The organism is Mesorhizobium sp. M7A.F.Ca.CA.002.04.1.1, assembly GCF_004022805.1.
GTDB classification, from domain to species: domain Bacteria; phylum Pseudomonadota; class Alphaproteobacteria; order Rhizobiales; family Rhizobiaceae; genus Mesorhizobium; species Mesorhizobium ciceri.
In genome coordinates this window covers 1-9,113 of sequence record NZ_RZPL01000166.1, presented here as the reverse complement: position 1 = coordinate 9,113, position 9,113 = coordinate 1, and the positions used below count along the sequence as shown (strand labels likewise).

At 64.2% G+C, this 9,113-nt stretch carries 7 protein-coding genes and 1 pseudogene; 7 read left to right on the top strand and 1 reads right to left on the bottom strand.

Annotated features, from left to right (window positions below):
• The 3 genes and pseudogenes from ENZ75_RS11495 to ENZ75_RS11485 form a co-directional block, all read left to right on the top strand.
• Positions 1-193: pseudogene (locus ENZ75_RS11495) on the top strand (glycosyl transferase); the annotation flags it as partial.
• Positions 190-984, top strand: coding sequence for a WecB/TagA/CpsF family glycosyltransferase (locus tag ENZ75_RS11490; protein WP_063170060.1), 795 nt, complete (start codon positions 190-192; stop codon positions 982-984). The pseudogene ENZ75_RS11495 and the gene ENZ75_RS11490, both read left to right, overlap by 4 nt.
• Positions 981-1,904 carry a DUF6492 family protein gene (locus ENZ75_RS11485; protein ID WP_063170061.1) on the top strand — a complete coding sequence of 308 codons (924 nt, stop codon included), beginning with the start codon at positions 981-983 and terminating at the stop codon, positions 1,902-1,904. The genes ENZ75_RS11490 and ENZ75_RS11485 overlap by 4 nt, the downstream gene beginning before the upstream one ends.
• An 80-nt stretch (positions 1,905-1,984) precedes the next feature.
• Here ENZ75_RS11485 and ENZ75_RS11480 read toward each other — a convergent pair whose 3' ends face one another.
• Positions 1,985-3,280 (bottom strand): lipopolysaccharide biosynthesis protein, encoded by a 1,296-nt coding sequence (locus ENZ75_RS11480; protein ID WP_013530229.1) that lies wholly within the window; start codon positions 3,278-3,280, stop codon positions 1,985-1,987.
• A gap of 198 nt (positions 3,281-3,478) precedes the next feature.
• Here ENZ75_RS11480 and ENZ75_RS11475 point away from each other — a divergent pair, with 198 nt between their 5' ends.
• The 4 genes from ENZ75_RS11475 to ENZ75_RS11460 all read left to right on the top strand — a co-directional run.
• Positions 3,479-6,019, top strand: coding sequence for a GumC family protein (locus ENZ75_RS11475; protein ID WP_063170062.1), 2,541 nt, complete (start codon positions 3,479-3,481; stop codon positions 6,017-6,019).
• A 180-nt stretch (positions 6,020-6,199) separates the two neighbouring features.
• Positions 6,200-7,099, top strand: coding sequence for a bifunctional methylenetetrahydrofolate dehydrogenase/methenyltetrahydrofolate cyclohydrolase FolD (gene folD / locus ENZ75_RS11470; RefSeq protein ID WP_063170063.1), 900 nt, complete (start codon positions 6,200-6,202; stop codon positions 7,097-7,099).
• Positions 7,100-7,155: 56 nt separating this feature from the next.
• Entirely contained in the window at positions 7,156-8,118 is a 963-nt protein-coding gene (locus ENZ75_RS11465; RefSeq protein ID WP_013530232.1) for a GlxA family transcriptional regulator, read from the top strand.
• A gap of 378 nt (positions 8,119-8,496) precedes the next feature.
• Positions 8,497-9,113: VWA domain-containing protein (locus tag ENZ75_RS11460; RefSeq protein ID WP_128278105.1), on the top strand; the 617-nt coding region annotated here is incomplete at its 3' end.

The following is a 9,113-nucleotide window of genomic DNA, read 5'->3' as shown; positions in this document are numbered from 1 at the left end:
CGACCACCGTCCTTCCAATTGCGTCGTCACCGACGATCCCGTTGCCTTCGCCAGGGCGCTCGAGGCTGCGGCGGCCGACATCCGCGACGTTGACGGCAGCGCGTTCCGGGGCTCGCAGGTCAAGGCGCTCGACGCTGCCATCCGGCTCGGCCTCGAAAAGCTCGCCCCTCTCAGGCAGGAGGCGTTTGCATGAACATGCATTCCGCCCGCGCCGCGTTCGGGCTCGACACGCTGAAGACGATTCTTGGCATCCCGGTGGTTGCGGTCCGCTGGAACGATGCCATCGCCCTGCTGAACCGGCTGATTGCCGAGCGGCGCTTCACCAAGGTCAGTTTCCTCAACGCCCACAATGCCAACATCGCCTATACCGACCCGGTGTTCGCCGAAGCACTCGATGATTTCCTCATCCTGCCCGACGGCATCGGCATCGATCTGGCGGCGAGGCTCCTCTACGGGGCGCCGTTTCCCGACAATCTCAATGGTACCGATTTCGTCCCGGCCTTCCTGCAGGCCTCGACGACGCCGCTGACCGTCGGGCTGCTCGGCGCGACGCGCGTCAACGCAGAAGCGGCGTCGGTCAAGCTGGCGGCACTGGCCGTGCAGCACCGGTTCGTGGTGATCCATGACGGCTATTTCCCCCCTTCGCAGGAGCAGGAAATCGTCGACCGGATTGCCGCGCTTCGGCCCGACGTGCTGCTCGTGGCCATGGGCGTGCCGCGCCAGGAATTGTGGATCGAACGCCATATCGACGCGCGCCATTGCACGCTGCCGATCGCCGTCGGCGCGTTGCTTGATTTCCTGAGCGGCGCGGTGCCCCGCGCGCCCTTGTGGATGCGCCGGCTGCGGCTCGAATGGCTGTTCCGGTTGGCTGTCGAGCCGGGCCGCCTGTGGCGCCGCTATGTGGTCGGCAACCCGCTGTTCCTGCTGCGCGTCGTCAGGCAGAAATTCTCGCTTGCGCCCGAAGCCGCGGGAGATACCAAATGAACAGCAGGTTCGTGCCAGGTGCCGCTGTCGAGCCAAGCCCGCTTCGGCAGACACCGACGGCGGCCATCGTGACGGCAAGCTATGCGCCCGATTTCGAGCGCTGTCGCCTGCTGTGCGAGACACTTGATCGCCATGTTTCCGGCGCGGCGCACCATTACATCCTGGTCGAGCATCGCGATGTCGGCCTGTTTCGCCAATTGGAAACCGGCCGCCGCACGGTGGTCGACGAGCGGGAATTGCTGCCGCGCTGGCTGCACGCCTTCGACGATCCGTTCAGCCTGTTTCGCCGGCGCGTCTGGCTCAGCCTGAAGACCCAGCCGCTGCGCGGCTGGCATGTGCAGCAGTTGCGCCGCATCGCCATATCAGCGCATGCATCTCAAGACGTGCTCATCTTCTGCGATTCCGATGTTGCCTTCCTGAAACCTTTCGACTGCGGCGCCTTCTGGCGCGACGACAAGGTGCGCCTGTTCCGCCGCGACGGTGTGCTGGCGGACGAAGGTCATGAGGAGCATCGCATCTGGTCGCGCAACGCCGGCTCGGCACTCGGCATCGACCCGTCCCGGACGTCGAACCATGACTACATCTCGACGCTGATCGCGTGGCGGCGCGACACCGTGCTGGCGATGTGCGGTGCGATCGAAAGGGTCCATGGTCGCAACTGGGTCGAGGTCGTCGGCTCGGCACGCAAATTCTCCGAATGCATGATCTACGGCCGCTATGTCGACGATCTGCTGGACGGAGCCGGCCACTTCCACGGTTCCGAAGAGTTCTGCCGCGTGCACTGGACCGGCGAAGCGCTTTCGGATGACGAGTTCCGCCGCTTCGTTGCCGCCATGGCGCCGGAGCAGGTGGCGATCGGCATGCAATCCTTCATCGGCACCGATATCGGCCGCATCCGCCGTCTGATTGGGTTGGATTAGATCATCCCGAAAAGCGGAAACCGGTTTTCTCGGACAAACGATTTCCGTTTGTCCAGAAGTCATGCACAAATGAGAAAGCCCTATACGGGCTTTGCCGGCTTGCGCATCGCCGAATAGGTGAGCAGCGTCGAGGCGAGATACAGAAGCAGGAAGACGACATTGAGCGACAGCACCAGCTTCGGCGTGTCGAGGATGGTCGTCAGCACATAAGTCAGCAACAGCGCCTTCAATCCGGCGAGCAGGCCGAGATTGAGCGCCCGCACCAGCGTTTGGCCGCGTGCGAACAAAAGCTCGGCCTGGTATTCGACAAGATTGCGCAATCCCGGCACGCAGATTGCCAGCACCACCAGCGGGGCAGCCTCGGCGACATTCTTGCCGAGTGCATTGGGGAAGAAATGCAGCACGATGCCAAGTGTCAGCAGCGCCAGCGTCGAAACCGCGAACACACCGCCTTCGATGCCGCTCTTGACCGCCAGACGCGACAACAGTTCCGGCGCGCGCATCATGCGCTGCACCAGCATCATCGAGAAGGTGCGGATCGGAATCGCCGTCAGGTCGACCAGCCGCATGATGATGGCGTAGATGCCGGCCAGATGCGGGCCGCCGATCGCCAGCACGAGCAGCTTGTCGAACTCCATCTGCAGGTAGAACAGCACTTCGGCGCCGGCCACATAGATGGAATCGGCCAATCGCCTGAGATAAAGCTCGACGCGCAGCCGCAGCCTCTGGCGCGGGTAGAAGAAGCCGAAGGCGATCAGCAGCGAGGCGGCATTGGCGCCGATATAGAACCAGGACCATATCCAGACGCTGTGTTGCGCTGAGAACATGAACAGCACCGCGCCGAGCGCCCGCAGCGCGGTCGCCAGGATGGCCAGCAGCGCGGCGCGGCCGAACTTGCCCAGGCCGTTGTTGACGATCAGCGCCACCTCCACCGGCCGCCACAACAGCGCTTCGGCAAAGACGATTGCCGCAAACACCGACAGCGGCACGGTGTCGGCAAAGAAAAGCAGATAGACGCCGAACGAGGCAGCGGCCAGCAGCGGCAGCGACAGCACGCCGAGCAGCAGGAAGCCGGCGGAAAAGGTGCCGATCAGATTGGGACGGATGGTGGCGGTGCGGTAAAGCGCCGAGATGAACCCAAAGGCGAGGATGCGCGACAGCATGACGCCGGCCGCCGACGCGGTGGCGAACATGCCGAATTCGGATATCGACAGCGTGTTGGCCAGCGCGATGAAATAGGCCAGCGAAAACACCAGTCGCCCACCGGCACCGCTGATCGCTGAGAAATAGTCGCGAAGCAGCCCCCGTCGTTCGGCCAAAAAGCTGCCGATCCGGGCGAGGGGCCGCCTTTGCGGTATGTCACTGGCCTGCGTCATGTCTCAAGGAGAGCCTAGGCCGGAAAACTTAACGTGCCGTTCTGGCGGCTGGGCTTGTGTCGAAAATAGATGCAACCGAAACGAGAAACCGACGCTTCGGCGCGGGAAAATTAACCTTTTGTTTTCCATGCCTGTTTAGCGTGGCTTAACGAATGGCCAATCTCCGTTCGCAGGTCGCCAAGGGTAAAGTTCCAGACGATGGTCGACAGGGAAAACCGCGAAGACTGGAAGCGCGAGCGCTCGTTGCTGGCGCTGGGCCAGGCTGTGCGTGGCGACGAACCCGACGCGTCGCTGGTCTCGATCGGCGACCGGGCAGACCCGTCATGGCGCGAGGATGCCGCCACGCGTCATCGCCTCGCCCGCTCGCAGCGCGAGGCGCGCAACCCGAAACTGTCGGATCCGGTCGCGGCCGACGGGGATCGTGAGCAAGCTTACCGCGCGCAAACCTCGCCGCGGACACAGCCTGGTGCCGCCGAAACCGCTGGCGCTCGTCGCGCCGATCATACATCGGAACCTTACGCTGCAGGCGACGCGTCGTTATCCCGAAACGACGGCATGGACAGCCAGCAGTGGAAGCCGCTGATCGATCCGATGCAGGTGGTGCGCGGTGTCGGCAAGTCGAAGCTGCTGATCGTGACGACGACACTGCTGGGCGCCGCGCTCGGCATCACCATCGCGCTGTCGACGCCGAAGAAATATGAGGCCACCACCGAACTGATCGTCGACCCGCGCGACCTGAAGCTCACCGACCGCGATCTCACCCAGTCGGTCGTCGCTTCCGACGCCACGCTGGCCATCGTCGAGAACCAGGTCCGGGTGCTGACATCAGGCACTGTTCTCAACAAGGTCGTCGACAAGCTCAATCTGGTCAACGACCCGGAATTCAATGGGCAAGGCGGCGGCGGCCTCAGTGTCATGTCGCTCATTCGCTCCATCCTGTCCCGCAATGATGGGCCGGGGGGTGTCGACGACAGCCGTCGCCGCGCGCTTGCTGTCGGCAATCTGGCTGAGAGCCTTTCGGTCGAGCGCGGCGGCAAGACCTTCGTCATCACCGTCAGCGCCACCACGCAGAATGGCGAGAAATCGGCCCTCATCGCCAACACGATGACGGATGTCTTCCTGCAGACTTTCGGCCAGATACAGTCGGACACCGCAGGCCGCGCCACCGACGAACTGACGGCCAGGCTTGACGAGTTGCGCAAGGGCGTCGAGGCAGCCGAGCGCAAGGTCGAGGATTTCAGGGCCACGCACGATCTCGTTGACGCGCAGGGCCATCTCATCAGCGACGATGAGATGCTGAAACTCAACGAGCAGCTGTCGGTCGCGCGCGCCCGGACCCTGGAACTCAACGCCCGGGCGGCCTCGGCGCGTTCGGTCGACGTCAATTCGGTTCTCACCGGTACCTTGCCGGAGGAGATCAACTCCAACACGATGAGCGATCTGCGTTCGCAATATGCGTCGCTCAAGCAGGAAGCTGACCGCGCCGCCATCCGGCTCGGCCCGCGTCACCCCGAACTCCAGGCGATCAATGCCCAGATTGCCGGCGCACGCGAACGCATCGCCTCGGAGCTGCGCCGCATCGGCTCGTCGCTGCAGGTCGACCTCAAGCGCGCCGTCCAGCTCGAACAGGATCTTGCCTCTCGCCTGGCGCAGCTGAAGGTCCGCAGCGGCGACGTCAACAGCGACCTCGTGTCGATGCGCGAACTGGAGCGCGAGGCGACCGCCAAGCGTTCCGTCTACGAACAGTACCTGCTGCGCGCCAAGGAGACCGGCGAGCAGAAGGACATCAACACCGCCAACATCAATGTGATCTCGAAGGCCTTCGCGCCGCTTGAGCCGAACGGGCCGTCGCGGGTCGTGGTCGCGCTCGCCGGCCTGTTGCTGGGTTTCGCCTCCGGCATTGGCCTCGGAGCCATGCGTGGCGCCTATGAGAGCCTGCGTGACACCGCCAATTCGCGCTCGCGTCGCGACCATGGCACGGACGAACGCCGGACGCCTTACGAAGACAAGGCATATCGGGCAGCGCCGCCGCCGGCGCCGCCATTACCACCAGCGCCGCAGCCATCGACACCCCCGCCTGCATCACCACCGCCGGCCGTGCCACCGCCTGTCCAGCAAGCCGAGGCCTCGCCGGCAGAAGGTCCCGGCCGGATCGGTGCCTTGCTGTCGAGGCTGCACAAGTCCGTCTCCCGCAGGCCATCCCGGGAGGAGCCGTTCGATACCGTCGAATGGGCCTCTGCCGAAAACGGGGAGCCAACGCAGGATCCGCAATACCGCGCCTATCCCCGGCCGGCGCCGGCCTTCGAGCCCCGGCAGGCGGCCGCGACAGCATACCCGGCACCACCTTTCCAGCCCGGCGGCCATCCGCAGCAGACGGCGCAGCCGCCACTGCCGCCTCCCATGATGACGCAGCGGCCATATTCCGGGCCGCAGCTCTATCCCTACGCGCAGCCATTGGGCTACGCGCAGCAGCCGGGCTATCCCTATCCGCAATCTATGCCGGCCGCCAATGCCGGGCAGCAGTCCGATCCGGCTCAGCCCGCTTCCGAGTCCTATCCACAGCCGCCCGTCGCGCAGCAGCAGGCGCCTCAGCCTCATCAGCGATCGGCGGAGCCGTCGCGGGCCGTGGAGGATGCCGAGCAGCAAGCGCCAATCGAGGAAATCCGCGCCAGCCTGCGCGAATTCCGCGAAGCGGTTCGCGAACTGACCGAGAGCCGCACGCGCCGCCGCTACTTCTGAGCCACAAAAATCTGCGCGGTGCCGTACAAAAACATGCCGGTTTCGCGTAAACGGCATGGGACGGCGCTTTGGCGGGATTGCATGTTGGATTTTTCGTGAAGATGCCACGCTGTGAAAGATCGAAAAGCGCGTCGCTTCCGGAAGCGACGCGCTTGGGCATTCTGGTGTTGAGGGTGGTCCATGGCTGAAGTGATTGATGGCAAGAGCGTTGCCGGGGACGTTGTGGGGACGGTCAAGACCCTGACGGCTGAACTTGTCGCCAAGGGCAAGGCCAAGCCCGGTCTTGCCGTGGTCATCGTCGGCGAGGATCCGGCCAGCCAGGTCTATGTCGCGTCCAAGTCGCGCACCGCCAAGGAATGCGGCTTTCATTCCGTCCAGCATACGCTGCCGGCCGAAACCTCCGAAGAGGCATTGCTGAAGATCATCGGCGACCTCAACGCCGATCCGGCCATCAATGGCATCCTCGTGCAGCTTCCTCTGCCGGCCCACATTGACGCCGGCAAGATCATCCAGACCATCGCGCCGGAAAAGGATGTCGACGGCTTCCACTTCATCAATGTCGGCAAGCTCGGCACCGGTGAACTCGAAACAGCGTTCGTGCCTTGCACGCCGGCCGGCTCGATGCTTCTGATCGAGCGGGTGCGCGGCAAGGACCTGTCCGGCCTCAACGCAGTCGTCGTCGGCCGCTCCAACATCGTCGGCAAGCCGATGGCCAACCTGCTGCTTGCCGCCAACTGCACCGTCACCATCGCCCACAGCCGCACCAGGGATCTGCCGGCCTTGGCCCGCACCGCCGATATCCTTGTCGCGGCCGTCGGCAGGCCGGAGATGATCAGGGGTGATTGGGTGAAGCCAGGCGCCACCGTCATCGATGTCGGCATCAACCGCATCCCGGCGCCGGAAAAGGGCGAGGGCAAGTCCCGCCTCGTCGGCGATGTCGCCTATGCCGAAGCGGCCAGGGCCGCCAGCGCCATCACACCGGTGCCCGGCGGTGTCGGCCCCATGACCATTGCCATGCTGATGGCCAATACGTTAGCCTCCGCCTACCTTTCGGCCGGATTGAAACGGCCGTCCTTCTGACCCGCCAGAAAGCTGCAGCTTTGCCGAACCCCAGTGTTCCCTCAGAACGGCCGGTCATGACTGACCCCGTTCAAGGCGGCCGGCAGTTCGCATTCCTGCTGGTAGACAAGTTCTCCATGTTCTCGCTGGCTGCCGCGATCGATACGTTCCGGTCGGCGAACCGGTTGCTTGGCCGCGACTTCTACGGTTGGACCACGGTGTCGGCCGATGGCGATCCGGTGATGGCTTCCAATGGCCTGCCGCTCAAGATCGACTACGCCGTTGCCGACCTGCCGCCGGTCGATATCCTTTTCGTCTCGGTCGGGCTGACGACCGAATTCCCCGGCAAGAGCAAGGTGCTGGCGGCTTTGCGAAGCTGGGGCCGGCGCGGCAATGCGCTGGGTGCCCTGTCGGTCGGGTCCTACCTGCTGGCCGAGGCCGGCCAGCTCGAAGGCTATCGCTGCACCATCCATTGGGAAAACCGCGCCGGCTTCGTCGAGCGATTCCCCGACATCAACTGCACCGGCAACGTCTTCGAGATCGATCGCAAGCGCTACACCTGTGCCGGCGGCACCACTTCGATCGACCTGATGCTGGAGATCGTGCGCGGCGATTTCGGCTCGAACCTGGCCAATGGCGTCGCCAACCAGTTCCAGCACGAACGCATCCGCTCGGCCGGCGACCGTCAGCGCGTCGGACCCGAACGCGACCTGACCGGCAAGTCGGAGAAGCTCAGGCGCATCGTCGAACTGATGGCCGACCACCTCGACGAGCCGCTGTCGGCGGTACAGCTGGCCAAATCCGCCGGCCTTTCGGTGCGCCAGGTCGAGCGCCTGTTCCTGCGCCATCTCAGCGTCACGCCCGGCCGTTACTATATGCGATTGCGGCTGGAGCGGGCGCGCGAACTGCTGCGCCAGACCAACATGCCGATCCTCGACGTGGCGATCGCGACGGGCTTCACCTCGCATTCCTACTTCGCCCAGAGCTACCGGCTGCAATTCGGCAGGCCGCCTTCGGAAGAACGCCGCACGACTTACTAAGCTGGTTTTCGTTTTCGTTGAAAGTTCGGCATTCGGCCCGGCGCATCGGGCCAAGGCCATGAATTCGGGTTAATGGGTTCTTTCGGAGCCTTCGCCGCGCGTAGGCTGACGGGTGCAACAAACGAAAAACCCGCCTATTGCGGCGGGTCACCGGCGCAAATCAGCACCATAGCCAAATATGTACCTTAGCTGAGGTCATGGTGTCAAGAAAAAATTCCTATTACCGGGTAAAAGGCTGCCGACACCGCCGAACTGGCTGTCGTCAGGATTTTTGTTAAGCTGGGTCCGCAGCCCTGCGCACCGGGCGCCCGGACTTGTGTCCCGGCGCCGCGTCAAATAGCTTGCCGCCCGGATCAGGGGCGGATTTAGGAGATTTCGATGGCGGGACTTGCACGGGGCGTCGCTGCGGCGATCCTCCTTTTGTCGATGACGACGTTCGGCTTCGCCGCAAACAAGGTCATCATCATTCTCGATGCGTCCGGCTCGATGTGGGCGCAGATCGACGGCAGGCCCAAGCTCGAAATCGCCCGCGAGTCGCTTCGAACCGTGCTTCAATCGGTCCCCACCGACGACGAGATCGGCTTCATGGCCTATGGCCACCGTGAAAAGGGCAGCTGCGACGACATCCAGCTGATCGTGCCGCCGCAGGCAGGTTCGGGCAGCGCCATTTCGGCCGCCGCCGACAGCCTGAAATTCCTCGGCAAGACGCCGCTGACGGCGGCGGTCAAACAGGCGGCCGAGGCGCTGAAATACACCGAGGACAAGGCGACGGTCGTGCTCATCACCGACGGGCTCGAAACATGCGGCGGTGACCCCTGCGCGCTTGGTAAGGAGCTCGAGGCATCCGGCGTCGACTTCACCGCCGATGTCGTCGGCTTCGGCCTGACCGCCGACGAGGGCAAGCAGATCGCCTGCCTCGCCGACAACACCGGCGGCAAATACATCCAGGCCTCCGACGAGAAGGCGCTGCAGGAGGCGCTTGCCGAGACAGTGGC